Source organism: Mycobacteroides salmoniphilum (assembly GCF_004924335.1).
GTDB classification, from domain to species: domain Bacteria; phylum Actinomycetota; class Actinomycetes; order Mycobacteriales; family Mycobacteriaceae; genus Mycobacterium; species Mycobacterium salmoniphilum.
The window spans coordinates 1,531,586-1,554,427 of record NZ_CP024633.1; the positions used below are offsets into that span (position 1 = coordinate 1,531,586).

General features: G+C 65.4%; 26 protein-coding genes and 1 pseudogene. 16 read left to right on the forward strand and 11 right to left on the reverse strand.

The genetic code is table 11. The features are described from left to right. Positions 1 to 13: 13 nt before the first annotated feature. Together DSM43276_RS07625 and DSM43276_RS24070 are read left to right on the forward strand one after the other, a co-directional pair. Positions 14 to 676: pseudogene (locus tag DSM43276_RS07625) on the forward strand (sulfate/molybdate ABC transporter ATP-binding protein); the annotation flags it as partial. A 30-nt stretch (positions 677 to 706) separates the two neighbouring features. Further along, the gene (locus DSM43276_RS24070) at positions 707 to 1,033 is read left to right on the forward strand and encodes a TOBE-like domain-containing protein (RefSeq protein WP_406801206.1); all 327 of its coding nucleotides are present in this window, start codon (positions 707 to 709) and stop codon (positions 1,031 to 1,033) included. Positions 1,034 to 1,102: 69 nt separating this feature from the next. On the opposite strand, the gene DSM43276_RS07630 is transcribed toward DSM43276_RS24070, so the two are convergent. The 7 genes from DSM43276_RS07630 to DSM43276_RS24075 form a co-directional block, all read right to left on the reverse strand. Next, positions 1,103 to 1,255: a zinc transporter permease gene (locus tag DSM43276_RS07630; protein WP_078291081.1), complete on the reverse strand. Its 153-nt coding sequence runs from the start codon at positions 1,253 to 1,255 to the stop codon at positions 1,103 to 1,105. Between the two features lie 75 nt (positions 1,256 to 1,330). Next, the gene (locus tag DSM43276_RS07635) at positions 1,331 to 2,026 is read right to left on the reverse strand and encodes a sirohydrochlorin chelatase (protein ID WP_078328982.1); all 696 of its coding nucleotides are present in this window, start codon (positions 2,024 to 2,026) and stop codon (positions 1,331 to 1,333) included. Continuing rightward, positions 2,019 to 3,299, reverse strand: a complete 1,281-nt coding sequence (locus DSM43276_RS07640) for a sulfate adenylyltransferase subunit 1 (protein WP_078325482.1) — start codon at positions 3,297 to 3,299, stop codon at positions 2,019 to 2,021. The genes DSM43276_RS07635 and DSM43276_RS07640 overlap by 8 nt, the downstream gene beginning before the upstream one ends. Positions 3,300 to 3,336: 37 nt before the next feature. Continuing rightward, entirely contained in the window at positions 3,337 to 4,275 is a 939-nt protein-coding gene (gene cysD, locus DSM43276_RS07645; RefSeq protein WP_078328983.1) for a sulfate adenylyltransferase subunit CysD, read from the reverse strand. Next, entirely contained in the window at positions 4,272 to 4,994 is a 723-nt protein-coding gene (locus DSM43276_RS07650; RefSeq protein WP_078328984.1) for a phosphoadenylyl-sulfate reductase, read from the reverse strand. The genes cysD and DSM43276_RS07650 overlap by 4 nt, the downstream gene beginning before the upstream one ends. Next, positions 4,991 to 6,673, reverse strand: a complete 1,683-nt coding sequence (locus tag DSM43276_RS07655) for a nitrite/sulfite reductase (protein WP_078328985.1) — start codon at positions 6,671 to 6,673, stop codon at positions 4,991 to 4,993. The genes DSM43276_RS07650 and DSM43276_RS07655 overlap by 4 nt, the downstream gene beginning before the upstream one ends. A 103-nt stretch (positions 6,674 to 6,776) precedes the next feature. Continuing rightward, positions 6,777 to 6,938, reverse strand: coding sequence for an Ms4527A family Cys-rich leader peptide (locus tag DSM43276_RS24075; RefSeq protein WP_412458644.1), 162 nt, complete (start codon positions 6,936 to 6,938; stop codon positions 6,777 to 6,779). 71 nt (positions 6,939 to 7,009) lie between these two features. On the opposite strand from DSM43276_RS24075, the gene hemW reads away from it, so the two are divergent. Then, the gene (hemW, locus tag DSM43276_RS07660) at positions 7,010 to 8,185 is read left to right on the forward strand and encodes a radical SAM family heme chaperone HemW (protein WP_078328986.1); all 1,176 of its coding nucleotides are present in this window, start codon (positions 7,010 to 7,012) and stop codon (positions 8,183 to 8,185) included. Between the two features lie 6 nt (positions 8,186 to 8,191). On the opposite strand, the gene DSM43276_RS07665 is transcribed toward hemW, so the two are convergent. Then, entirely contained in the window at positions 8,192 to 8,500 is a 309-nt protein-coding gene (locus DSM43276_RS07665) for a type II toxin-antitoxin system VapB family antitoxin (RefSeq protein ID WP_078328987.1), read from the reverse strand. A 121-nt stretch (positions 8,501 to 8,621) separates the two neighbouring features. On the opposite strand from DSM43276_RS07665, the gene hrcA reads away from it, so the two are divergent. The 9 genes from hrcA (at position 8,622) to DSM43276_RS07710 (ending at position 16,811) form a co-directional block, all read left to right on the forward strand. Beyond that, complete coding sequence (gene hrcA / locus DSM43276_RS07670) at positions 8,622 to 9,647, forward strand: heat-inducible transcriptional repressor HrcA (protein ID WP_078329037.1); 1,026 nt, start codon at positions 8,622 to 8,624, stop codon at positions 9,645 to 9,647. Between the two features lie 45 nt (positions 9,648 to 9,692). Further along, a complete protein-coding gene (dnaJ, locus tag DSM43276_RS07675; RefSeq protein ID WP_078291061.1) occupies positions 9,693 to 10,841 on the forward strand; it encodes a molecular chaperone DnaJ in 1,149 nt (382 codons plus the stop codon). 6 nt (positions 10,842 to 10,847) lie between these two features. Then, entirely contained in the window at positions 10,848 to 11,636 is a 789-nt protein-coding gene (locus tag DSM43276_RS07680) for a 16S rRNA (uracil(1498)-N(3))-methyltransferase (protein WP_078328988.1), read from the forward strand. Positions 11,637 to 11,742: 106 nt separating this feature from the next. Further along, positions 11,743 to 12,795 (forward strand): PhoH family protein, encoded by a 1,053-nt coding sequence (locus tag DSM43276_RS07685; protein ID WP_078328989.1) that lies wholly within the window; start codon positions 11,743 to 11,745, stop codon positions 12,793 to 12,795. Further along, positions 12,792 to 13,304, forward strand: coding sequence for an rRNA maturation RNase YbeY (gene ybeY, locus DSM43276_RS07690; RefSeq protein WP_078291054.1), 513 nt, complete (start codon positions 12,792 to 12,794; stop codon positions 13,302 to 13,304). The genes DSM43276_RS07685 and ybeY overlap by 4 nt, the downstream gene beginning before the upstream one ends. After that, a complete protein-coding gene (locus DSM43276_RS07695) occupies positions 13,304 to 14,620 on the forward strand; it encodes a hemolysin family protein (protein ID WP_078328990.1) in 1,317 nt (438 codons plus the stop codon). The genes ybeY and DSM43276_RS07695 overlap by 1 nt, the downstream gene beginning before the upstream one ends. Further along, positions 14,613 to 14,939 (forward strand): cytidine deaminase, encoded by a 327-nt coding sequence (locus tag DSM43276_RS07700; protein ID WP_078325489.1) that lies wholly within the window; start codon positions 14,613 to 14,615, stop codon positions 14,937 to 14,939. The genes DSM43276_RS07695 and DSM43276_RS07700 overlap by 8 nt, the downstream gene beginning before the upstream one ends. Beyond that, positions 14,936 to 15,856, forward strand: coding sequence for a GTPase Era (era, locus tag DSM43276_RS07705; RefSeq protein WP_078328991.1), 921 nt, complete (start codon positions 14,936 to 14,938; stop codon positions 15,854 to 15,856). The genes DSM43276_RS07700 and era overlap by 4 nt, the downstream gene beginning before the upstream one ends. 106 nt (positions 15,857 to 15,962) lie before the next feature. Beyond that, positions 15,963 to 16,811, forward strand: coding sequence for a DUF559 domain-containing protein (locus tag DSM43276_RS07710; RefSeq protein WP_078328992.1), 849 nt, complete (start codon positions 15,963 to 15,965; stop codon positions 16,809 to 16,811). A gap of 76 nt (positions 16,812 to 16,887) precedes the next feature. Here the strand turns inward: DSM43276_RS07710 and DSM43276_RS07715 are convergent, their stop codons facing one another. Beyond that, complete coding sequence (locus DSM43276_RS07715; protein WP_078328993.1) at positions 16,888 to 18,288, reverse strand: amidase; 1,401 nt, start codon at positions 18,286 to 18,288, stop codon at positions 16,888 to 16,890. A 73-nt stretch (positions 18,289 to 18,361) separates the two neighbouring features. Between DSM43276_RS07715 and recO the strand changes: the two genes are divergently transcribed. The 3 genes from recO to DSM43276_RS07730 are packed head-to-tail and all read left to right on the forward strand — an operon-like array spanning position 18,362 to position 20,458. After that, positions 18,362 to 19,147 carry a DNA repair protein RecO gene (gene recO, locus DSM43276_RS07720; RefSeq protein WP_078325493.1) on the forward strand — a complete coding sequence of 262 codons (786 nt, stop codon included), beginning with the start codon at positions 18,362 to 18,364 and terminating at the stop codon, positions 19,145 to 19,147. Then, on the forward strand, positions 19,110 to 20,018 hold the full coding sequence (locus DSM43276_RS07725; RefSeq protein ID WP_109556006.1) for an isoprenyl transferase: 909 nt from the start codon (positions 19,110 to 19,112) through the stop codon (positions 20,016 to 20,018). Before recO ends, DSM43276_RS07725 begins: the two co-directional genes overlap by 38 nt. Beyond that, entirely contained in the window at positions 20,018 to 20,458 is a 441-nt protein-coding gene (locus DSM43276_RS07730) for a hypothetical protein (protein ID WP_078328994.1), read from the forward strand. Before DSM43276_RS07725 ends, DSM43276_RS07730 begins: the two co-directional genes overlap by 1 nt. Here DSM43276_RS07730 and DSM43276_RS07735 read toward each other — a convergent pair. Together DSM43276_RS07735 and DSM43276_RS07740 are read right to left on the reverse strand one after the other, a co-directional pair. Next, positions 20,455 to 20,847 (reverse strand): Fur family transcriptional regulator, encoded by a 393-nt coding sequence (locus tag DSM43276_RS07735; RefSeq protein ID WP_272948644.1) that lies wholly within the window; start codon positions 20,845 to 20,847, stop codon positions 20,455 to 20,457. The two genes, DSM43276_RS07730 and DSM43276_RS07735, sit on opposite strands and share 4 nt — an antisense overlap. Positions 20,848 to 20,882: 35 nt before the next feature. Continuing rightward, positions 20,883 to 21,242 (reverse strand): ArsR/SmtB family transcription factor, encoded by a 360-nt coding sequence (locus DSM43276_RS07740; protein ID WP_078278400.1) that lies wholly within the window; start codon positions 21,240 to 21,242, stop codon positions 20,883 to 20,885. Between the two features lie 490 nt (positions 21,243 to 21,732). Here DSM43276_RS07740 and DSM43276_RS07745 point away from each other — a divergent pair, with 490 nt between their 5' ends. Next, the gene (locus tag DSM43276_RS07745; protein ID WP_078329039.1) at positions 21,733 to 22,815 is read left to right on the forward strand and encodes a hypothetical protein; all 1,083 of its coding nucleotides are present in this window, start codon (positions 21,733 to 21,735) and stop codon (positions 22,813 to 22,815) included. Positions 22,816 to 22,842 lie beyond the last annotated feature (27 nt).

The following is a 22,842-nucleotide window of genomic DNA, read 5'->3' on the forward strand; positions in this document are numbered from 1 at the left end:
AAGGAGCCACAGAATGACTGACGCGATTACCGTTCGGGGCGCGAACAAGCATTACGGCGACTTCGCCGCGCTGGACAACATTGATTTCGAGGTGCCCTCCGGCTCGCTGACCGCACTACTGGGCCCCAGTGGTTCGGGTAAGTCGACGTTGTTGCGGGCCATCGCCGGGCTGGACCAGCCCGATACCGGCACGATCACCATCAACGGGCGTGACGTCACGGGTGTTCCGCCACAGCGGCGCGGAATCGGTTTCGTGTTCCAGCATTACGCCGCCTTCAAGCACCTGACCGTGCGTGAAAACGTCGGATTCGGACTCAAGATTCGTAAGAAGCCGAAGGCCGAGATCAAGGAGAAGGTCGACAATCTGCTGGAAGTGGTGGGGCTGAGCGGTTTTCACGCACGCTATCCCAACCAGCTTTCCGGCGGCCAACGTCAGCGCATGGCGCTGGCCCGGGCGCTCGCCGTCGACCCGGAAGTGCTGCTGCTCGACGAGCCCTTCGGTGCGCTCGATGCCAAGGTGCGTGAGGACCTGCGGGCCTGGCTGCGCCGGCTGCACGAGGAGGTACACGTCACCACGGTGCTGGTGACCCACGACCAGGCCGAGGCTCTCGACGTCGCCGACCGGATCGCGGTGCTCAACAAGGGCCGCATCGAGCAGGTGGGTTCTCCGGACGACCTCTACGATCGCCCGGCGAACAGCTTCGTGATGTCGTTCCTGGGTCCGGTGGCCAAGCTGAACGGAATCCTGGTGCGCCCGCACGATATTCGTGTCGGGCGCAACGCCGATCTCTCCCGTGCTGCCGCAGAGGGCACCGGCGAGACGACCGGGGTGACCAAGGCGACGGTGGGTCGGGTCGTGCACCTCGGTTTCGAGGTGCGGGTGGAGTTGACCAGCGCCGCTACCGGGGAGCAGTTCACTGCGCAGATCACCCGTGGTGACGCGGAGGCGCTCGGGCTGCATGAGGGCGACCAGGTGTACGTGCGCGTCACGCGGGTCCCCGACCTGGGGGACCTGGCGGAGGTCGCGTCCTAGGGCGGTTCTGAAACAGCGTGGATAAACAGATGGCCCCCGGTTCTCCGGGGGCTATATTGTTATCGGACTCTAGTGCTCGTCGTAGTGATCGCCGTGTGGGGCGTGGCGGTGCCCGTCGTGGATGTAGTCCACGTGGTCCTCGTGAGTAACTGCCTCGTGGCCGCAGTCAGGGCCGTGGACGTGGTCGGGATGGTCGTGGGTCTTGTGCTCAGTACTGGTCACGCGTTCAACACTATCGCAGACATGCGCATGTAACAATGTGTTGAGCGGGAAGGGGCGCCCACGGGTGGGGGTCTACTAGTGCGATACCGGGATGGATGCTGAGACCGCGGCTTCGTAGCGTTCGACCACTACCTCGGCGACCAGCCGGTCCGCGCCCAACGGTGCTGCCACCTGGATACCCGCATGGGCGGATTCGGCGCGCACCTGATCCAACAGCAGTCCGGGGGACAGGAACCACGGTGCGACAACGGTTTTCGTGGCACCGCGAGACCGTAGCGCGTCTGCCGCGTCGGCAATGGTGGTCGACTCTCCGGTGGCGAAAACCGTCGTCGAGATGGACCACTGCGCGGCCAGCGCCCGAGTGCGGGCATTGGCCGTGGAGTCCGAGGACCCGACCGCGGTGAGAATCACGCCGGGATTGTCGATGCCGAGTTCGGCCACGCGACGCCGGGCCAGCCGCAACAGGCGGTCATCGGCACCGAGCACACGGGCTTGTGTCACCCGCAATCCCGAGGGCGCCGAGGACAGCACGGTCGGCAGATCGATCTGTGCGTGGTAGGCATCCGACAGCAGCAGCGGAACCGCAACCGCATCATCACTCAGATCACCCAGCACGTCCACGAGATTCGGCTCGGACAACTCAAGGAACGCCAGGCGGACGTCCAACTCCGGCCGGAGCATCCGTACCTGCGCGACCAATCGACGCGCGTTCTCCGGGAACCGTGGGTCACGGCTCCCATGTGCGACGGCGAGAAGCGTTGGACTACGCACGATTCAGTTCGACGGCGCGCAAGACGTCGCCCACCAGCCCCGCCGCCAACGTGTTACCGCTCGAGGGATCGATCAGCAGGAAGCTTCCCGCCGTCCGGTCGTCAACGTATTCATCGACACTGATCGCCTCGGCCAAGCGAACGCAAACCTGCCCGATGTCATTGAGTTCCAACGATTCCGGCGCGGGATCGGCCGACAGGTTCTGCTCGTCGAAGCGCTCCACCAGTTCGCTGACGATCGCCGGAACAGTGCGAGTGCCGTGCTTGAGCAGCAGGCGCGCGCCGGCCTTCAACGGCTTGTCGGCCAGCCAGCACACCGTGCCTTCAATCTCCGAAACCGGATCCGGCACGTCGGTTGATGCGATCAGATCGCCACGCGATGCATCGACGTCGTCGGCCAGGATCAGCGTCACGCTGCGGCCCGCCTCGGCGACCTCAAGTGGCCCATCGGCGGTGTCGATGCCCGCCACCGTGGTGCGCTGTCCGGCGGGGGAGATGACGACCTCGTCGCCCACCCGCACGACACCGGCGGCAACCTGGCCGGCGTAGCCGCGGTAGTCGGGGTATTCGGCGGTGCGGGGCCGGATCACGTACTGGACCGGGAAGCGCAGGCCGACATTGCTTGACTCCTCATGTGCCGGAATCGATTCCAGATGCTCGATGAGGGTTGGCCCGCTGTAGAAACCTGTCCGCTCGCTGCGGGTGGCGATGTTGTCGCCGTGCAGTGCCGATACGGGGATCTCCACCACGCTCTCCGGCTTCCAGCCCAGCGAGGTGGTGAGTTCGTTGAACTCGGCGCTGATCGCCTCGAAGATGCGCGCGCTATCGGCCACCAGGTCGATCTTGTTGACCGCCAACACCAGTCGTGGCACGCCCAGCAGTGCCAACACCGCCGCGTGGCGACGGGTCTGTTCGATGACACCCTTGCGTGCGTCGACGAGAAGGATCACCAGCTGTGCCGTCGAGGCCCCCGACACGGTGTTTCGGGTGTACTGCACATGCCCGGGGGTGTCGGCGAGGATGAACGAACGCTTCGGGGTAGCGAAGTACCGATACGCCACGTCAATGGTGATGCCCTGCTCGCGCTCGGCGCGCAGTCCGTCGACGAGCAGCGAAAGGTCGGGAGCATCGAGCCCGCGTGACTCGGAAGCCTTTGTCACAGCATCGAATTGGTCGATGAGCACCGACTTGGTGTCGTACAGCAGCCGGCCCACCAGGGTGGACTTGCCGTCGTCGACGCTGCCGGCGGTGGCGATACGCAGAAGATCGCTCATGATCGGCTCTGCCTTTGTTTCTTCGTGCAAGCCCTCATCAGAAATAGCCCTCTCGCTTGCGGTCTTCCATCGCTGCCTCGGATACTCGGTCGTCGCCGCGGGTCGCGCCCCGCTCGGTAATCCGCGATGCGGCCACCTCGGCGAGCACCGCCTGGACGTCGGCGGCATCCGAGAGCACGGCGCCCGTGGTCGAGCCGTCGCCCACGGTGCGGTACCGCACCGACAGTGTGTGCAGTTCTTCACCGTCGCGCGGCCCGCCCCACGGGCCCGGCGTCAGCAGCATGCCGTCACGGTTGAACACCTCGCGCTCATGCGCGTAGTAGAGGTTGGCCAGCTGCACATCTTCGCGAGCGATGTAACGCCACACGTCCAGCTCGGTCCAGTTGCTGATCGGGAACACGCGCACGTGCTCGCCCGGAGCATGCCTGCCGTTGTAGAGGCTCCAGAGTTCGGGACGCTGCTTCTTGGGATCCCACTGGCCGAACGCATTGCGCAGACTGAAGATGCGCTCCTTGGCGCGCGAGCGCTCCTCATCGCGGCGCCCACCACCCAGCACCGCGTCGAACTTGTTGTCGGTAATGGCTTCGAGCAGCGGGATGGTCTGCAACGGGTTACGAATGCCGTCGGGCCGCTCGGTCAGGCGGCCATCGGCCAGGTAGTCCTCCACATTCGCGACGACCAGGCGCAAGTTGTGGCGTTCGACGATCTCGTCGCGGAAGGCCAGCACCTCGGGGAGATTGTGGCCGGTGTCGACATGCAGCAGCGCGAAAGGAAGCGGCGCAGGCCAAAAGGCCTTGAGCGCGGTGTGTAAGAGCACCGTCGAATCCTTGCCGCCGGAGAACAACAGCACCGGGCGCTCGAACTCGCCGGCCACCTCGCGGATGATGTGAATCGACTCGGATTCCAGGTCGGTCAGTGTTTCGGTCTGATTCAACACGGTGTCCGTTCCGATTGCCGGTTCAATGTGTGTCGTCATGAGGCGTGCAACCCGCATTCTGTCTTGGCCATGCCCTGCCAGCGTCCGCTCCGCGCGTCGGCGCCGAGTGCCGGTTTGGCCGTGCACGGGGCGCAGCCGATCGATGGATATCCCTCGTCCACAAGCGGATTCACCAGGGTTCCGTGGTCGTCGATGTATTTCTGCATGTCCTCGTCGGTCCATGCGGCTATCGCGTTGATCTTCACCAGCCCGAATGCCTCGTCGAAGCTGATCAACGGTGCGTTGGCGCGGGTCGGCGCGTCGACGCGGCGCAGCCCGGTCACCCACGCGGAGTATCCGGAGAGCGACTTGCGCAGCGGCACAACCTTACGAAGCCGGCAGCATTCGCCGGGATTGCTCGCGAACAGGTCCTTGCCCACCAACTCGTTCTGCTGGGCCACCGTCTGCTCGGGGGCCACGTTGACGATGTGGATGTCGTACACCGATTCCACGGCATCACGCGTGCCGATCGTCTCGGCGAAGTGATACCCGGTGTCCAGGAACAACACGTCAACACCCGGGCGCACCTGTACGGCAAGGTCTATGAGCACCGCGTCCTGCATGTTGGAGGCGACGACGTACCCCTTGGGGTCATTGCCGAAGTTCTCCTCGGTCCAGCGCAGCAGCTCCTCGGCAGAGGCGTCCTGCAGTTCGGCGGCGCCGCGCTCAGCCAACTCACGCAGCTGGTCAGCGTTCCTCTGGCCCTCCAGAACGCTCATCGCAGATCCGCCTCCTCGGCCCGAACGGCCCACTGCGCGAAGCGCTCTCCGTCAGTGCGCTGCTTGACGAAGTTGCGCACCACCCGGTCGATGTAATCGCCGAGTTCGGTGCTGGTCACCTTGTGCTGACGCAGCTTGCGGCCGAATCCGCTGTCCAGACCCAGGCTTCCGCCCAGATGCACCTGGAAGCCCTCGACGCTGTTGCCCTCGCCGTCGTCGACCATCTGACCCTTGAAGCCGATGTCCGCGACCTGTGAACGCGCACACGAGTTGGGGCATCCGTTGATGTTGATGGTGACCGGAGTGTCGAGCTGTGCGTTGAGATCGTCCAACCGCTTGTCCAGCTCTGGCACCAGATCCTGTGCGCGCTTGCGGGTTTCGGTGAACGACAGCTTGCAAAACTCGATGCCGGTGCAGGCCATCAGATTCTTGCGCCAGTGCGACGGACGTGAGGGCAGCCCGAGCGCATCCAGCCCCTCCGTCAACTCGCCGAGTTTCTCGTCGGGGACGTCGAGGATGATCAGCTTCTGATACGGGGTGAACCGGACACGGTCCGAGCCCGCCTTCTCGGCAAGATCGGCGACGGCCGACAAGATGGTGCCGGACACCCGGCCGGCTATGGGCGAGACGCCAACGGCGTTGAGCCCGTTCTTGAGTCGTTGCACGCCGACGTGGTCGATGGGCCGCGGCGCCTGCACCGGAGCCGGTCCGTCGAGGAGTGGCCGCTTCAGATATTCGGTCTCGAGGACTTCGCGGAACTTCTCGACGCCCCAATCCTTGACCAGGAACTTCAACCGCGCCTTGGCGCGCAGGCGGCGGTAGCCGTAATCGCGGAAGATACTGACGACGCCTTCCCAGACATCGGGCACTTCGTCCAGCGGCACCCACACCCCGAGGCGCTGTGCCAGCATCGGGTTGGTCGACAGGCCGCCGCCCACCCACACGTCCAGACCCGGACCGTGCTCCGGGTGCACCACGCCGATGAAGGCGATGTCGTTGATCTCGTGCACCACGTCCTGCAGGCCGGAGATGGCCGTCTTGAACTTGCGGGGAAGGTTGGCGTACTCCTTCTTTCCGATGTAGCGGCGCACGATCTCGTCGATGGCCGGTGTCGGATCGAGCACCTCGTCCAGGGACTCACCGGCGAGCGGCGAGCCGAGGATCACGCGGGGGCAGTCGCCGCAGGCCTGCGTCGTGTGCAGCCCGACCTCGTCCAGACGGCGCCAGATCTCCGGCATGTCCTCGACCCGGATCCAGTGATACTGCACATTCTCGCGGTCGGAGAGATCGGCGGTATCCCGCGCGTACTTGGTGGACAGATCACCCAGGGTGCGCAGGGCGCCGACCGTCAACGCGCCGCCGTCCGAACGCACGCGCAGCATGAAGTGCTCGTCTTCGAGCATGTCGGTGTTCTCATCACCGGTCCAGCTGCCGTCGTAACCAGGCTTGCGCTGGGTGTACAGACCCCACCAACGGAAGCGGCCACGCAGATCGGTCTTGTCGATGCTCTCGAAGCCCTTGTGGGCGTAGATGGTTTCGATGCGCTCGCGCACGTTCAGCGGGTGGTCGTCCTTCTTCGCCTGCTCGTTGGCGTTGAGAGGTTCGTGGTAGCCGAGCGCCCATTGGCCCTCGCTGCGCTGTTGCTTCGGGCGAGCGGGCCGGGTCTCGCTGGTGGTCATGGTGCTCCTCAGAAAGGCAGGCACAGTCGTGGGCGACACACCGGGGGCTGACCGGAGGCGCAGATCCTCACGACCGTTTGGGTGGCAGACGGGTAGGACTACGTCAGTAAGGGAGACAACACGCGCTACAGACACGCTTCAGGTCGATGTGTCGCCGCGCGACAAGGGGGACCTGATGTGTGCTCACCCGGCCAATTGTGCCATGCGAAACTGGCACCCCGTACGACCGGGTCGTAATTCCGCTCATTGTGAGCAAAACCTCCATTCGGCTTGGGGGATTCCCGCTATTGACCGCACAGATTTTTTCTGCCGTCGACCCTGGCACACACTTGAGCGGTGAGACCCGAAACCATCGCCACCCTGCCGCCCCTGGTGCCAGCGGTGGGGCGTCCGTTCGGGATCTACATACATGTTCCGTTCTGTGCCACACGCTGCGGATACTGCGATTTCAACACCTACACCGCCGACGAGCTCGGTGACGGCACCTCGCCCGCGGGCTGGCTCGAGGCGTTGCGCGCCGAGCTGGAGCTGGCCGCGCGGACCCTGGACGGGAAACCGCCGGTGGAGACCGTATTCGTCGGCGGCGGGACGCCCTCTCTGCTGGGCGGTTCCGGGCTCGCGGAGGTGCTCGACGCGATCGGTGCGCACTTCACGGTGGCGCCGGGCGCCGAGGTGACGACCGAGGCCAACCCCGAGTCCACCTCGCCGGCGTTCTTCGAGACGATTCGTGCCGCCGGGTACACCCGGGTCTCGCTGGGTATGCAGTCCGCGGCCCCGCATGTGCTGGCCACGCTGGATCGTGTGCATGCGCCCGGACGGGCGGTGGCGGCGGCGCGGGAGGCTCGTGCGGCCGGTCTCGAGCACGTGAACCTGGACCTCATCTATGGCACCCCGGGTGAGACCGACGACGATCTGCGCCGATCCATCGATGCCGTGCTCGACGCCGGGGTAGACCACGTGTCGGCGTACGCGCTGGTCGTCGAGGAGGGCACCGCCCTGGCCCGGCGCGTGCGGCGCGGCGAACTACCGAATCCGGACGAGGACGCCCTGGCCGACCGGTATCAGCTGCTGGATACGGCGCTGTCGGCGGTGGGGCTGGACTGGTACGAGGTGTCCAACTGGGCGCGCCCCGGCGGGCAGTGCCGTCACAACCTTGGCTACTGGGCCGGGGGCGACTGGTGGGGTGCCGGGCCGGGCGCGCACGGACACGTCAACGGCGTGCGGTGGTGGAACGTCAAGCATCCCAACGCCTACGCCAAGCAGCTGGGGCAGGGGCAGCTGCCCGTTGGCGGGCACGAGATTCTCAGCCCCACCGAACGGCACACCGAGGACGTGCTGCTGGCAGTGCGGCTGAATACGGGAATCGCCTTGGCGGACTTAACCGTTGAGGAACGCGGCCGGGTACCCGCCGTGGTGGCCGGGGGGCTGGGGCGGTTGGTGGATGATCGGCTGGTGCTCACCGATCAGGGGCGGCTGCTGGCCGACGGTGTGGTCCGCGCCATCCTGGATTGACGCCGGCTAAATACCGCGCAGCTGATCCATATCGAAGACCCTGGCGTGCAGCACAACCCGATTACGCAGCGCGGCTCGCACGGCCCGGTGCAGTCCGTCCTCCAGATAGGTGACGCCCTGCCACTTCACGGCGTGCGGGAACAGGTCCCCGTAGAACGTCGAGTCCTCGCTCAGCAAGCGGTCCAAGGCGAGCACCGTGGTGGTGGTGACGAGTTCGTCGAGACGGATCTGCCGGGGTGGGATGCGCGACCAATCCCTCGTCGATAGCCCATGCTCTGGGTACGGCTTCCCCTCGCGAACACCCTTAAAGATCACTGCAAATCACTCCGTAATGATCCCTGCATAACACTTGAGGCTAGCGTGCACTGCCACGGTGGCGGGTCGGCGCAGCGTGGCCCCGTAAAATGGGGGCACATCACGCGTGAGGGAGGTGACCATGGCCAGTGCCGATGACCGGCGCTTCGAGGTGCTGCGTGCCATCGTCGCCGATTACGTCACCACCAAGGAACCGATCGGCTCCAAGGCCCTGGTCGACAGGCACGGCCTCGGGGTTTCCAGCGCCACCGTCCGCAACGATATGGCGGTACTGGAGGCCGAGGGCTACATCGCCCAGCCGCACACCAGCTCAGGACGCATTCCGACGGAAAAGGGCTACCGCGAATTCGTCAACCGGCTCGAGGACGTCAAACCGCTCTCGGGTGCCGAGCGCAAGGCCATCCTGAATTTCCTGGAAGGCGGCGTCGACCTCGATGACGTGCTGCGCCGCGCCGTGCGGCTGCTGGCCCAGATGACCCGTCAGGTCGCCGTCGTGCAGTATCCGACACTGTCCTCGTCCAGCGTGCGCCACCTCGAAGTGGTCTTGCTGACCCCGGCCCGGCTGCTGCTGGTGGTCATCACCGACTCCGGGCGGGTCGATCAGCGGATCGTCGAGCTGGGCGACGTCATCAGTGATGACCAGCTGAGCAGACTCCGCATCCTGCTGGGCGCGGCCCTGGACGGCAAGAAGCTGTCGGCGGCCTCGGTGGCCGTCGCCGAGCTCGCCGAACAGTCCGACGATGACCTGCGCTATCCACTCACCCGTGCGGCGACGGTCCTGGTGGAAACGCTCGTCGAGCATCATGAGGATCGCCTGCTGCTCGGTGGCACGGCCAACCTGACCCGCAACGCCGGTGACTTCGGTGGTCAGCTGCGCACCGTGCTGGAGGCGCTGGAGGAGCAGGTGGTGGTTTTGCGCTTGCTCGCCGCACAGCAGGAGGCCGGCCGGGTCACCGTGCACATCGGCCACGAAACCGCTGCTGAGCAGATGATCGGCACCTCCGTCGTCTCCACCCCGTATGGTGCGGGCGGAGCGGTATTCGGCGGTATGGGTGTGCTGGGGCCCACACGGATGGACTACCCGGGAACCATCGCGAACGTCGCGGCGGTTGCCATGTATATCGGCGAAGTGCTAGCCAAGCGCTAGCAGTTATGTGAATTAGACAGATACCAACGGAGCGAGATCAACACAGTGGCGCGTGATTATTACGGCATCCTCGGGGTCAGCAAGGGTGCCAGCGACAGCGAGCTCAAGCGGGCGTACCGCAAGCTCGCCCGCGAGCTGCACCCCGATATCAACCCCGATGAGCAGGCTCAGACGCAGTTCAAGGAGGTCAGCATCGCCTACGAGGTGCTGACCGATCCGGAGAAGCGGCGCATCGTCGACCTGGGTGGCGACCCGCTGGAGAACGGCGGTGGTGGCAACGGGTTCGGGGGTGGCTTCGGTTCGGGCTTCGGTGGTCTGGGCGACGTCTTCGAGGCATTCTTCGGCGGATCGGCCGGCGGCTCGCGTGGTCCGCGCGGCCGGGTGCAGCCCGGTTCCGACTCTCTGCTGCGCATGCGGCTTGAACTGCTGGAATGTGCGACCGGCGTCAGCAAGCAGGTGACCGTCGACACCGCGATTCTGTGCGACGGGTGTACCGGCAAGGGCACCCACGGAAACTCGGCGCCGAGCGCCTGCGAGACCTGTGGTGGCCGTGGCGAGGTGCAGACCGTGCAGCGCTCCCTGCTTGGCCAGGTGCTGACGTCGCGCCCCTGTCCGACGTGTCAGGGGGCCGGAGAGGTCATCACCGATCCCTGCCACAAGTGCGGCGGCGACGGCCGGGTGCGCGCGCGTCGAGACATCACGGTCAAGATCCCGGCCGGCGTCGGTGACGGCATGAGGGTGCGGCTGGCGGCCCAGGGTGAGGTCGGTCCCGGTGGTGGACCGGCCGGTGACCTGTACGTCGAGGTGCACGAGAAGCCACACGACGTGTTCATTCGTGACGGGGATGACCTGCACTTCACGGTCCGGGTCCCAATGGTGGAGGCGGCGCTGGGCACCAGTGTGTCGGTCGACGCCATCATCGACGGACCGACGGTCGTCAAGGTCGAGCCGGGATCGCAGCCGGGTTCGGTGGTGACGATGCGCGGGAAGGGCATGCCGCATCTGCGCACCGGTGTCCGCGGAAACCTGCACGCCCATTTGGACGTGGTGGTGCCGACTCGGATGGACGCCAAGGAACGCGAGCTGCTGAAGGACTTCAAGACCCGGAACAAGGAAACCGCCGAGGTGGTCTGGGCGGAATCGGCGTCGGGCGGGGTGTTCTCCCGGCTGCGCGAGGCGTTCACGGGCCGGTAGATCCAGATGGCGGCTGCCACGATCTTCTACGTTGACCAGGTTCCCGCCGTCGGGGAGCAGGTGAGTCTGCTGGGTGACGAGGGACACCACGCCACGCGGGTGCTGCGCATGCGTGTCGGTGAGCCCGTGATGGTGTGCGACGGCACGGGCGAGGTCGGCGACGGCGTCGTCGCCTCCGTTGACCGCACCAGCCTGTCGATCGCGGTGACGGCGCGCTGGAGCGCCGCCGCCGCAGTCCCCACAGTGACTGTGGTGCAGGCTCTTCCAAAATCCGATCGCGCCGAGCTTGCCGTCGATCTGGCGGTGGAGGCGGGCGCCGACGAGATCGTTCCGTGGCAGGCGCAGCGATGTGTATCGCGCTGGGACGCACAGAACGACCCGGACAAGGCGGCGAAGGGGCGGCGGCGCTGGGAGGCGGTGGCACGGGCGGCGTCACGACAGTCCCGCCGGGCCTTCGTCCCGACAGTGTCGACACTGCATTCGACGCCGCAGCTGGCCGAGCTGGTCCGTCAGCGGGCGGCCGACGGGGCCGTCGTGCTGGTGCTGCATGAGTCGGCGGACTCCGGGCTCAGCGCCCGGGGCGAGCGGCTGTCCGCGGCGTCGTCGGTGGTGCTCATTGTGGGGCCCGAGGGCGGTGTCGCGGACGACGAGCTGCGGGTTTTGGCGGACGCGGGTGCGGTCGCGGTGCGTTTGGGGCCGACGGTGTTGCGCACCTCCAGTGCCGCTGCGGTCGCGTTGGGTGCCCTCGGGGTGCTCACTGACCGATGGGCCGACGGTCCGCTGGCGCACCGGTGAGCGCTCGCGTGCAGAGACGACGACACTCATCGCGTGGAGGCGCACGGTTGCCAGCGGTAAACTCAAGGCAACTTCACAACCCAAGAAAGCAGGCGACCTTAACCACGTGACGAGCCGAGAAGAAGATGCCGCTGTCCCGTCGGTATTGCCGTCGGAAGTACGCAGCAGCGTCGAGATTCCGAACGATCTCATCATGGGCCTGCTGGGTTCTGCTGATGAAAACCTGCGCGAGCTCGAGGACATGTTGACCGCCGATGTCCACGCTCGCGGAAACACCATCACCTTCACCGGCGAGCCCGGTGACGTGGCGTTGGCCGAGCGTGTGGTCTCCGAGCTGATCGTGATCGCCCGCCGGGGCCAGCAGCTGACACCCTCGACGGTGCGGCATACCGGGGCCATGCTCACCGGTGACGACGACGAATCGCCCGCCGAGGTACTGAGCCTGGACATCCTGTCGCGCCGTGGCAAGACCATCCGCCCGAAGACGCTGAACCAGAAGCGCTATGTGGACGCGATCGACGCCAACACGGTGGTTTTCGGTATCGGCCCGGCCGGTACCGGCAAGACGTATCTGGCGATGGCCAAGGCGGTCAACGCGTTACAGAGCAAGCAGGTCACCCGAATCATCCTCACCCGTCCCGCGGTCGAGGCGGGGGAGCGGCTGGGCTTCCTGCCCGGCACCCTGAGCGAGAAGATCGACCCATACCTGCGGCCGCTGTACGACGCGCTGCACGACATGATGGACCCCGAACTCATCCCCAAGCTGATGTCGGCCGGGGTTATCGAGGTTGCGCCACTGGCGTACATGCGGGGCCGGACACTCAACGACGCGTTCATCATTCTCGACGAGGCCCAGAACACGACTGCCGAACAGATGAAGATGTTCCTGACCCGACTGGGGTTCGGCTCGAAGATTGTGGTCACCGGTGACGTGACACAGGTCGACCTGCCGGGTGGCGCCCGTTCCGGGCTGCGTGCCGCAGTCGAGATTCTTGACAATATCGAGGGAATTCACTTCTCGGAGTTGACCAGTGCCGATGTGGTTCGTCACCGGTTGGTGGCGGAGATCGTGGACGCCTATGCACGTTTTGAGGACTCAGATCTGACAGACAACCGAGCGCAGCGGCGCGCATCGGGGAACCGGAGCCGGCACCGATGAGCATAGAGGTCGTCAACGAGTCGGGTGTCGACGTCGCCGAGGGCGAGTTGGTCAGCGTCGCACGATTCGCCATCGCGGCAATGGATGTCCATCCGGCGGCGGAACTTTCGATGATGCTTGTCGATCTCGCGGCCATGGCAGACCTGCACATGCGGTGGATGGATCTGCCCGGTCCCACTGATGTGATGTCCTTCCCGATGGATGAACTGGAGCCCGGTGGGCGCCCGGACGCACCCGAACCCGGGCCCTCGATGCTCGGCGACATCGTGCTGTGCCCGCAGTTCGCGGCCGAACAGGCTGAGGCGGCGGGGCATTCGTTGGCACACGAGCTGGCGCTGCTGACCGTGCACGGCGTGCTGCACCTGCTCGGCTACGACCACGCCGAACCCGAGGAAGAGCGCGAGATGTTCGCGCTGCAGAATCAACTGCTGAAGGACTGGTACGAGCAGCAGGCCCAGCTGTATCGGGATAGCCGTCTGCTCGACAAGTCGCGCAACTTCGACGAGTGATGTCTGGCATAGGGCTGCTGCTGGCGGCGATCGTCCTGGTCGGCCTGGGCGGTACGTTCGCGGCGATCGACGCGGCCATCAACACCGTGTCCTCGGCGCGTGTCGACGAGCTGGTTCGTGAGGAAAGGCCGGGCGCGGTAAGGCTTTCGGTGGTGATCCGGGACCGTCCGCGCTATGTGAATCTGGTTGTCCTGCTGCGCACCACCTGCGAGATCTTGTCGACGGTGTGCCTGGCCGGGTATCTGACGGCGCGGATGAGCCTGGGCGCCGCACTGATGATTTCGGCGATCGTCATGGTGGTGACGAGCTTCGTGGCGATCGGGGTGGGCCCGCGCACGTTGGGACGCCAACATGCGTACTCGATAGCGCTGGGTGCCGCCGTTCCGCTGCAGGTGATTTCGGTGCTGTTGGGCCCCATTTCGCGGCTGCTCATCCTGCTCGGTAACGCGGTGACGCCCGGGCGCGGTTTCCGCAACGGCCCGTTTGCCTCCGAGATCGAGCTGCGCGAGGTGGTCGACATGGCGCAGCAGCGCGGCGTGGTGGCCGATGACGAACGTCGAATGATCCAGTCGGTGTTCGAGCTGGGCGATACGCCCGCCCGCGAGGTGATGGTGCCGCGCACCGAGATGGTGTGGATCGAATCTGACAAGACGGCCGGGCAAGCCACCTCACTGGCGGTGCGCAGCGGGCACTCCCGCATCCCGGTAGTCGGGGAGAACGTCGACGACGTCGTCGGGGTGGTCTTTCTCAAGGACCTTGTGCAGCAGACCTACTACTCGGTGAACGGTGGCCGCGATGTCACCGTGGCGCAGGTGATGAGGCCGGCGGTGTTCGTTCCGGACTCCAAGCCGCTGGATGCGCTGCTGCGTGAGATGCAGCAGCACCGCAAGCACATGGCGCTGCTCGTCGACGAGTATGGGGCGATCGCCGGGTTGGTGACCATCGAGGACGTGCTGGAGGAGATCGTCGGGGAGATCGCCGACGAGTACGACCACGACGAGGTCGCTCCGGTGGAGGACTTGAAACACAAGATCTTTCGTGTCTCTGCCAGGTTGCCGATCGAGGACCTGGGTGAGCTGTACGGCATTGAATTCGACGAGGACCTGGACGTCGAGACCGTCGGCGGACTACTCGCATTGGAGTTGGGACGCGTTCCGCTGCCGGGGGCCACGGCCGCTTCGCACGGACTTTTGCTACAGGCTGAGGGTGGCCCGGACACGCGGGGCCGGGTGCGCATCGGCACGATTCTGGTGCAACCCGACCCCGAGGGCGCGGCGGTGGCAGACGACGAGAAAGCAGAGAAAAGAGATGAGTGAATTGGACGCCGAAGATAACAAGCTCGTCGTGCTGGCCCGTGGAGCGATGGGACGTGCCGAGGCGAAGTCAGGAGCGGCGGTGCGTGATGGCGACGGTCGCACCTATGCCGGTGCACCGGTGTCACTTTCGGCACTGTCGCTGACCGCGCTGCAGGCGGCCGTGGCAGCCGCGGTGGCCAGTGGAGCGTCGGCCATCGAGGCGGCGGTGCTGGTCGGTGGTTCGCACGAGGATCCGGGTATCGCGGCGGTGCGAGAGCTGTCGCCTTCGGCGACGGTCGTCGTAACCGATCGCACCGGTGTGCCTGCGGGGCAGTTGTGAGCGGACCCGATCAGGAGTTCCGTTCTGGCTTCGTCTGTTTCGTGGGGCGGCCGAACACCGGTAAGTCGACGCTGACCAATGCGCTGGTCGGGCAGAAGGTCGCCATCACCTCGAACCGGCCGCAGACCACCCGGCACACGATTCGCGGAATCGTGCACCGCGAGAACTACCAGATCGTCCTCGTCGACACTCCAGGCCTGCATCGGCCGCGCACGCTACTCGGGCAGCGGCTCAACGACCTTGTGCGCGATACATATTCCGAGGTCGACGTGATTGGCCTGTGCATCCCGGCCGATGAGGGCATCGGGCCGGGTGACAAGTGGATCTACGAGCAGATCAAGCTCATCGCGCCGCGCACCACGCTGATTGCGATCGTCACCAAGATCGACAAGGTGAGCAAGGAGCGAGTGGCCGAGCAGCTGCTGGCGGTGTCCGAGCTCGTCGGTCCGGATGCGGACATTGTTCCGGTGTCTGCCGTCTCCGGAGCCCAAGTCCAGGTGCTGACAGAGGTTTTGGCGTCCAAGCTGCAGCCTGGTCCCGCGTTCTATCCCGATGGTGAGCTGACCGATGAGCCCGAAGAGGTGCTCATGGCGGAGCTGATTCGTGAGGCCGCGCTCGAAGGTGTGCGTGATGAGCTGCCGCACTCGTTGGCGGTGGTGATCGACGAGGTGAACGAACGCGAGGGTCGGCCCGAAGGCTCGGAGCTGATCGATGTGCACGCGATTCTCTACGTCGAGCGGGACAGCCAAAAGGGCATCGTCATCGGCAAGGGCGGATCACGGCTGCGCGAAGTCGGGACCAACGCGCGCAAGCAGATCGAAAAGCTGCTCGGTACCAAGGTATTCCTGGATCTGCGGGTCAAGGTTGCCAAGAACTGGCAGCGTGACCCCAAGCAGCTCGGCAAGCTGGGGTTCTAGCTCACCCCTCCACGCCGACACCGAGGTTGTGGCGGTTTCGTCTCGCACAAATTCACCACAACCTCGGTCTCGCTGACTTGTCAGAGGTCCGTGGCATGGTCGCGACATGGGGAACCTGGTCATGGGGAGTTCGGCCATTACGTCGGGAGCGCTAACCCGCCACGAGTTGCGAACCGGTTATCGACGCATTTATCGCAATGTCTATCTACCCGTCGGAGTTGAGCTCACCGCGCGTGCGCGTGCCGAAGCAGCCTTTCTGTGGTCGGGTGGGAGCGGCGTGGTGTGTGGCATCTCGGCTGCGGCTATGCACGGTAATCCGTGGATATCCGCTGACCGGCCCGCCGAGTTGATTCGTGAATGGCGTAGTGCACCCGAGGGGATCATCTTGCATGCGGACACGTTGTGCCCTGACGAGTCGACGGTGATCGACGGGGTTACGGTCACGACGCAGGCCAGGACGGCGTTCGACATCGGCCGCCGGGTGTATACCTCTCGTGCAGTCGAATTGGTTGACGTGCTTCTTCGGGACTGCGCGAAGAGCGAAGTGAATGATCTTGTCTCACGGTATCGGGGCGCGCGGGGCATTCGGCGATTGATGAATGTGTTGTCGCTGGCAGACCCCGGCGCTGAGTCTGTTCAAGAGACACGACTGCGGATGTGCCTTGTCGGTGCGGGACTACCGCGTCCTGAAACTCAGATCGAACTGCGGGGTCCCGACGGGCGGATCATTCGGCTCGACATGGGCTGGCGGGAGCACCGGGTGGCCGCCGAATTCGACGGGGCGCAGCACTGGGGCGACTCTGCCCAGCATCGCCGCGATATCGAACGGCGCGAGACGATCGCTTCGATGGGCTGGCGGCTGGTGCGCGTCAGTCGGGACCAGCTCGTCAACCAACCGTTGGCGGTCGTCCACCGGGTTCGAGCCGCCCTGAGTGCCGCATCCCGAGCGGCCTAGTCACCGAGACCGAGGTTGTGGTGAATTTGTGCGCGACGAAACCGCCACAACCTCGGTTTCGGCGAAGGGCACGTCCTCACCACCAGGGGTCGGGGGTCTCCGATGCCCAGTCGTTGATCGACTCCAGCTGCGCGGCAAGGGAAATCAGCAGCGGCTCGCTGTTCGCCGGGCCCATCAGCTGCACGCCGACCGGCAGCCCGTCCTCGGTGAACCCGGCGGGTACGTTGACCGACGGCCACCCGAGTACATTCCACGGCCAGGTCATGGGACAGGCACCGATTTGTCCGCGGTCCGTGGCGATACTGCCGATATCGTCGAAATCGTAGATGCCCGTGGGTGGTTGGGCCGTCGTCGGTGCCAGCACGACGTTGAAGCTGCCGAAGATCTTGCCGACGCGTGCCTGTAACCGCGGCTCCGCGGCACGCGCCCGCCGCAGCGCCCAGCCTGCCAGGCGTCGGCCCGTGCGCATGTTGGTCACTGTGCGGTGATCCCAATGCGCCCCGGCATCGAGCCGGTCCCGCCACGGCAGCAGCCCGGCGGTCGCCCGCGGCAGGAAATTCAGACCGAGCCCGACGCCGTAATCCGGATCGCCCTCCGACACCATGTGCCCAAGGGAACGCAGCTGATGGGCCACATACCGAGTGGCGGCTTCGATCGTCGGATGAATGTGTGCGGGAAACCCCGAGAACGGAACCTTGAGCGACAGGGCGATACGAAGCTGCCCCGGATCCTCGTGGACGGCGTCGAGCACCCGGACGAGGGGTGGCTTGTGTAAATCCCCGGGAGCGCTCCCCGAGACGGCGTCCAACAGCAGCGCGGCATCGGCAACCGTGCGCGCCAGGGGCCCGTGCACCGTTATCCCGTTGAACGCCTCCGCCAGTGGCCAGGTGGAGATCCGGCCACGCTGCGGCTTGATGCCGATCAGATGCGTCCAGGCGGCCGGAATCCGGATGCTGCCGGCCCCATCCGAACCGATCGCCCCGGCGACGAGCCCGGCCGCCACCGCGGCGGCGCTGCCGCCCGACGATCCGCCGGGGGTGTGACCACGGCTCCACGGGTTGCGGGTGTGTCCGAAGCCGGGACCGCTGGTGAAGCCCCACTGACCGAGCTCACAGGTGTTGGTCTTGCCGACGATCACCGCACCCGCTGCCCGCAGCCGTTTTACCAGCTCGGCGTCCTCGGATTCGGAGCCGACGGCTCCGGCGGTACCGAATGCGGTGGGGGTGCCCGCCAGGTCGGTGTCGTCCTTGATGGCGATGGGGACCCCGAGTAACGGCAGCCGCTCGCCCCTGGCTAATCGCTTGTCGGCCTCGGCGGCGTCGGCGAGGGCACTCTTGGCGCACACCACCCGGAACGCGTTGAGGGTCGGCTGGCTGGATTTGATCGCGTTGAGCGCCGCGAGGGTCAGGGAAACGGAGCTGGCCGAACCCTCTACCAGCGCGGAGACCTGGGAGGTGAGCGTAGGAAAGCCCGACATGACCAGAAGGGTAAGCCGTCGAAATAGTGCGTCAATGCGGGGATTCGTCGGTACCAGATGGAAAACTGTTTGCATGCGGCTTTATCGGGATCGTGCTGTGGTGCTGCGGCAGCACAAGCTCGGTGAGGCCGACCGCATCGTGACCCTGCTGACCCGCCAGCATGGCCTGGTCCGCGCGGTAGCCAAGGGAGTGCGCCGCACCCGCAGTAAGTTCGGGTCACGGCTGGAACCATTCGCGCATATCGATGTGCAGCTGTATCCGGGACGCAACCTCGACATCGTCACGCAGGTGCAGGCTATCGATGCCTTCGCGTCGGACATCGTCAGCGATTACGGCCGGTACACCACCGCCTGCGCCATCCTGGAGACCGCCGAGCGGATCGCCGGTGAAGAACGCGCTCCGGCCCTCGCTCTGCATCGCCTCACCGTCGGCGCGCTCAGGGCCATCGCCGATCAGCAGCGCTCGCGCGAGTTGGTTCTCGATGCATATCTGTTGCGCGCCATGAGCATTGCCGGGTGGGCACCCGCCATCAACGAGTGTGCGCGCTGTGCCACCCCCGGCCCGCACCGTGCCTTCCATGTGGGGGCGGGTGGCAGCGTCTGTGTGCACTGTCGTCCCGCGGGTGCGGTGACCCCACCGCCGGGTGTGCTGGAGCTGATGGCCGCGCTTCATGACGGCGACTGGGCGGCCACCGATGACGTGCCGCAGACCCAGCGCACCCAGGCCAGCGGATTGATCGCGGCGCATTTGCAGTGGCATCTGGAGCGCAAGCTGCGGACACTCCCGCTCGTCGAACGCGGGACCAGGTTAAATATGACCCATGGTGAAGAGCAGCCAGCCCGATCCGCAGCAGGATAAGTACTTCACGGATTGGGCCGACGTCCCGCCCGGCTACGCCCCGACGTTCCCGGACAAGACGGTTTTTCCTGCCGTTTTCCCCAAGCTGCTGCCCGGTTCGGGCCCCCATGGCACCCGTCCACATCCCGCGCCGAAGCATCCCTCGGGTGCCATACCGCCGGTCATCCCCAAGGAACTGATTCCCCGGCACGTCGCGGTGGTGATGGACGGCAACGGGCGCTGGGCGCGGGCCCGTGGGCTGCCACGCACCGAGGGGCACAAGATGGGCGAGGCCACCATGATGGACATGGTCTGCGGTGCCATCGAGATGGGCATCCCGTGGCTCACCACCTACGCGTTCTCGACGGAGAACTGGAGAAGGCCCGCGGACGAAGTCCGATTCCTCATGGGCTTCAATCGCGACGTGGTCAAACGGCGGAGGCACGATCTGAACAACATGGGGGTGCGGTTCCGCTGGGCGGGGCAGAAGACGCGGTTGTGGAGCAGTGTCTACAAGGAGCTCGAGATCACCGAGGAGCTGACCAAGAACAACAGCACGCTGACGTTGACCACGTGCATCAACTACGGCGGCCGCGCCGAAATCGCCGAAGCGACAAGACGAATCGCCCGGCTGGTGGAGTCCGGACAGCTCAAGCCGGACCGCATCACCGAGGAGACCGTCGCCAAGTACCTCGACGAGCCCGATATGCCCGATGTCGATCTGTTCCTGCGGCCCTCGGGCGAGTTCCGGTCGAGCAACTTCATGATGTGGCAGTCGGCCTACGCTGAGTTCGTGTTCCAGGAAAAGATGTACCCCGACTTTGACCGCCGCGATCTGTGGGCGGCCTGCCTGGAATACGCGCAGCGCGACCGGCGATTCGGTACCGCCTGATGGTTGATGAGCCGCTTGCGCGAAGAGGATCAGGCGCTGACCCCGATAACGGAGCCGACGAGATTCTGGACCGCGTGTACCGCGTGCTGCACCCGGTGCTGCCGGTCACCAGGGAAGCCGATGGTGCGCTGACCGCCGACTACGAGGGCACGCTCTCCTCGATCCGCGCAGTCACCATCGCACCAGGCCTGGATGTGGTCTCGCTGTCGCAGGTGCTGGCCTGGGATGTCGCCGTCAATGCGAAATCGCGGCACCTGGTCGACGGGCTCGCGCAGAAGTCCCTGTTTGGGAACATTCTGTTGATCGCCAAGGGGCGCAAGGCAGATGTGTTGTTGCGCTACAACTTTCCCGCCACCGAAATCACGGATGAGGCATTGGTGACACTGCTGCTGATGGTGTTTTCGACGGGCGCTGACGCGAGAAAGGCGTTGGGCAACTAGGAGACCGCGTTGGCCGCGCTGCAGCGACTACACAGGCCGAAGACCTCCACCGTGTGGTGGACCTCGGTGAAGCCGTGCTCCACGGCGATGTCGGCGGCCCACCCCTCGACCGCGCCCGCCTGAACCTCGACCGCGAAACCGCAACTCTGGCAGACCAAGTGGTGGTGGTGGCCGTCCGAACAGCGCCGGTACACCGACTCGCCGGTGTCGTTGCGCAGCACATCGACCTCGCCCGAGGTCGACATCGACTGCAGGGTCCGATACACGGTGGTCAGGCCAATGCCTTCCCCGGTGCGCTTGAGTTCGTCATGCAGCTCTTGCGCAGACCTGAATTCGTCGGTCCGTTTCAGCAGGGCGGTAATGGCCGCCCGCTGGCGGGTGGACCGCACGGTTCCTGGCAAGACCGCCCGCTCCTCGCGGACGCTCATCTCTGTTCCTCGGTGTGGGCAACGGCATCGACGACGATATGGGAGAGGTGATCGTCGACGAGGCGGTACATCACCTCTCGCCCCTGGCGCTCCCCGGAGACCACTCCCGCGGCCTTGAGTACCCGTAGGTGCTGACTGATGAGCGGCTGGGCGACACCGACGGCGTCGACCAACTCGTGGACGCAGCGTTGCGATTCGCGCAGCTGCAGCACGATGGCGATGCGTACCGGCGCGGCAAGTGCACGGAGCAGCTCACCGGACTGTTCGAGGATCTCACGCGAGGGCAGCGGACCGGGCGGCGTGAGCGGAGCATGCGGTGGTTCGTCATGTGCGGAACTAAGCACGGTGTTCACCACGGCGCTTCACCTTCAACCTGAATCACGCCCCGGCCTGTCCGGAGACCCAACATACGGTCCGGCGGCAAACCGGGCCCATCTCTTGAGGGTAGTGGCCGATTGCCGATCTGGTTATCAGGCTGTGGTCGTGGCGGGTGGGGACCGGTGTGGGCTCGGGCCACGGCGGGATACCTCCTCCGACTCTTTGAAAGTTTGCTGAAATGTCGAGATGTGTCCGTGTGGCGGGCGGCGAACGGTGTGAAAGGTCCTGCGAGTCTGGCCACGGCCGGTGATTTAACCATGGCGGCCTGGTGTTCACTCCAGGTTGGAGTGGTCGGGGTTCTGGCGTGTCACATCGCAATTTATGCACCTTAACCGGCCAATTCTGGGTGAGCAGCGTCACAGCGCACTCACAGGACTCGGCGTTGACATGCAGCCACTCTATCTCTACGTTATGAAAACGATAATCATTACCAATTATTATTGTGACGCCTACCTGAGGATGATCGCCATGGCCACCTTTGCTACCGGCACCGACGAGCTGAAGAACATCGACGGTGTGAACCGGCCGGGATGGTTTGTCAGCAGACGCGTCGACATCCTCTTCGTCTTCGGTTTGGGCGCGTTGTTGTCGGCAGTGCTCTTCGCGGCCGACGGGCACAAGGGGGTATTCCTCGTCGGTGCGGTGGCCTTCTCCCTGCTTTCCGACCTCCCGCATGTGCTGACGACGACGGCGCGCGTGTGGATGGATCCCCGCGAGCGGTCCCGGTTCTGGGCGCACTACGTGATCAGCTTCATCGTGGTCGCCGCGATTGTCGGCACGTTGTGGTTCGGCGGCTGGATGGTGCCGCTGCTGGCCGTCTGGGCCTATTGGCAGGTGTTCCACGTTCTCAAACAGCACTTCGGCATCATCAACATCTACGCGGCGAAGAATGGTTACAAGGGCCCGCGCAACCGGATCAAGTACGCCTTGTATGCCGTCTGTCTGGCTCCGGTGCTGTACCGGGCGAGCCAGGGCCTGAACTTCTCCGAGTACGTGGTCTTCGGTCACCGACTGCCCTTCTCGAACCTGAGTGTGCCGGTGCCGCCCATTCCCGGATTCCTGGTTATCGGTGGGTTCGTCTGCGCCGCAGTCATGTTGGGTATCGCCGTCTGGGAGCAGGTGCAGCTGAAGCGGGCCGGGCAGCGCACGCTGCCTGCCATGTCGGTGGCCACCTTCATCATCGCGGCGCTGTCCTACAACCTGTCCTACCTGCTGGTCTCGGACCTTTTCGCGCTCATTCTGATCGCGACGACTACGCACAGCCTGCAGTACCACCTGATCAACTGGACGCGGAACAACACCCGCTTCGCGCGCACCGAGGATCCGGGCGAGAAGAAGCTGCTGCTGGCACGGCTCTCGACGCGTAAGGCGCTGCCGCTGTACATCGCGTTCTTCGGGGGGCTGGGCATCCTCGCCGGCCAGCTCGACACGGTCATCTTCGCGGTCCCGCTGACCTTCGTGCTGCACCACTTCTACATGGACGGCGCGCTGTGGAAGAGCAAGGGCAATCCCGAACTGGCCCACGACCTGGGAATCGTCCGTGCTGGATAGCGGATTGATCGAGCAGCGGCAGGCTCG

What these genes read in the sequence shown, in the direction of transcription:
- DSM43276_RS07725 (WP_109556006.1), top strand. Translation starts at nt 19,110, where the DNA reads ATGGTGAAGAGCAGCCAGCCCGATCCGCAGCAGGATAAGTACTTCACG.
- DSM43276_RS07695 (WP_078328990.1), top strand. Translation starts at nt 13,304, where the DNA reads ATGTCTGGCATAGGGCTGCTGCTGGCGGCGATCGTCCTGGTCGGCCTG.
- DSM43276_RS07715 (WP_078328993.1), bottom strand. Translation starts at nt 18,288, where the DNA reads ATGTCGGGCTTTCCTACGCTCACCTCCCAGGTCTCCGCGCTGGTAGAG.
- DSM43276_RS24070 (WP_406801206.1), top strand. Translation starts at nt 707, where the DNA reads ATGTCGTTCCTGGGTCCGGTGGCCAAGCTGAACGGAATCCTGGTGCGC.
- DSM43276_RS07745 (WP_078329039.1), top strand. Translation starts at nt 21,733, where the DNA reads ATGGCCACCTTTGCTACCGGCACCGACGAGCTGAAGAACATCGACGGT.
- DSM43276_RS07710 (WP_078328992.1), top strand. Translation starts at nt 15,963, where the DNA reads ATGGGGAACCTGGTCATGGGGAGTTCGGCCATTACGTCGGGAGCGCTA.
- recO (WP_078325493.1), top strand. Translation starts at nt 18,362, where the DNA reads ATGCGGCTTTATCGGGATCGTGCTGTGGTGCTGCGGCAGCACAAGCTC.
- DSM43276_RS07700 (WP_078325489.1), top strand. Translation starts at nt 14,613, where the DNA reads ATGAGTGAATTGGACGCCGAAGATAACAAGCTCGTCGTGCTGGCCCGT.
- cysD (WP_078328983.1), bottom strand. Translation starts at nt 4,275, where the DNA reads ATGACGACACACATTGAACCGGCAATCGGAACGGACACCGTGTTGAAT.
- DSM43276_RS07655 (WP_078328985.1), bottom strand. Translation starts at nt 6,673, where the DNA reads ATGACCACCAGCGAGACCCGGCCCGCTCGCCCGAAGCAACAGCGCAGC.
- DSM43276_RS07680 (WP_078328988.1), top strand. Translation starts at nt 10,848, where the DNA reads ATGGCGGCTGCCACGATCTTCTACGTTGACCAGGTTCCCGCCGTCGGG.
- DSM43276_RS07730 (WP_078328994.1), top strand. Translation starts at nt 20,018, where the DNA reads ATGGTTGATGAGCCGCTTGCGCGAAGAGGATCAGGCGCTGACCCCGAT.
- hrcA (WP_078329037.1), top strand. Translation starts at nt 8,622, where the DNA reads ATGGCCAGTGCCGATGACCGGCGCTTCGAGGTGCTGCGTGCCATCGTC.
- DSM43276_RS07650 (WP_078328984.1), bottom strand. Translation starts at nt 4,994, where the DNA reads ATGAGCGTTCTGGAGGGCCAGAGGAACGCTGACCAGCTGCGTGAGTTG.
- DSM43276_RS07640 (WP_078325482.1), bottom strand. Translation starts at nt 3,299, where the DNA reads ATGAGCGATCTTCTGCGTATCGCCACCGCCGGCAGCGTCGACGACGGC.
- DSM43276_RS24075 (WP_412458644.1), bottom strand. Translation starts at nt 6,938, where the DNA reads ATGGAGGTTTTGCTCACAATGAGCGGAATTACGACCCGGTCGTACGGG.
- ybeY (WP_078291054.1), top strand. Translation starts at nt 12,792, where the DNA reads ATGAGCATAGAGGTCGTCAACGAGTCGGGTGTCGACGTCGCCGAGGGC.